This is a genomic window from Acetobacter sicerae, assembly GCF_011516765.1.
Classification (GTDB): domain Bacteria; phylum Pseudomonadota; class Alphaproteobacteria; order Acetobacterales; family Acetobacteraceae; genus Acetobacter; species Acetobacter sicerae.
In genome coordinates, this window is record NZ_JAAABN010000075.1 from 1 (window position 1) to 1,039 (window position 1,039).

Annotated in this window: 1 protein-coding gene; it reads left to right on the forward strand. The window is 48.6% G+C overall.

From position 1 onward, the window contains the following. The coding region (locus tag GVI59_RS18660; protein ID WP_206752389.1) for a hypothetical protein at positions 1–1,026 on the forward strand (1,026 nt) is incomplete at its 5' end. Between the last annotated feature and the right edge of the window lie 13 nt (positions 1,027–1,039).

The following is a 1,039-nucleotide window of genomic DNA, read 5'->3' on the forward strand; positions in this document are numbered from 1 at the left end:
TTTTGGAGACATTCCCCTCAACGAACGGTGTTACGAATGCCACGCTTCAGCCCTCGAATGCAATCGACAGTCGTGTTTCTATTTGGGGATAATCCTCGAATAGATGGTTCGCGTGAGGTCTTAGGTAGTGGTGTTCTAATTGGGCACAACCATCCGCGCTATGATCCGCAACAGCAGTTTACCCGGGATACCTATGCTGTTACCGCCGCTCATGTTGTCAGGAGCGGTGGCTCTATAATTCGCTTAAACACTAAAGATGGTGGAAGTCGCTATATCGAATTAGATCCTTCTGAATGGACCTTCAGTGAAGTAGATGATGTTGCTGCTGTGGATATAACTGAGAGGATCAACGATAATGACGAGATCGTTGTCATGCATGACAGTTGGCTGGCTGATAAACAGGTCATCGACTATTACCAAATCGGCATGGGCGAAGACGGACTTGCACTCGGCTTATTCTCCAGTCTCCCTGGGACCAGACGTAATGTCATCACGGGACGCTTCGGTAATGTAAGTCTGATGGCCGATCCCGGAGCACTAATTAATTACGCTAGAACACTTCGGCCAGCGCATCTATTCGATATGAAGTCCCGGCCGGGTCTCTCAGGATCTCCGATTTTCGTTTACAGGACGCCATCCAGCGACTTACGACTTATTGATCAAGGGCCACGCCACTTCGCCGATAACAATGAGTATTTGCAAACTCAGACCTATTGGCGGCAGCGGGAAAATACTTTTGTCAAATTGCTTGGCATTCACTCTGCTCAATACACTGACTCTGTGCAGGTAACGCGCGATCACGAATTAGCACATGAGGTGAACGAGCCCATTCGAGACGGAGACCATCTTCGTATACCGAATAGCATGTCGGTCGTGGTTCCGGCAGATTCAGTGAAGGTTCTACTTAGTAGCCAGTCGTTCGCTACTGTCAGAGAAAAGAGAAATAAAGATGTCGAGCCTTGTTCGGAGAGCCTTCTACTGGAGCGCACTATCTATTCTGGATGGCTGCCTAATCGCGGATATTAGATGCCTTTCAAGC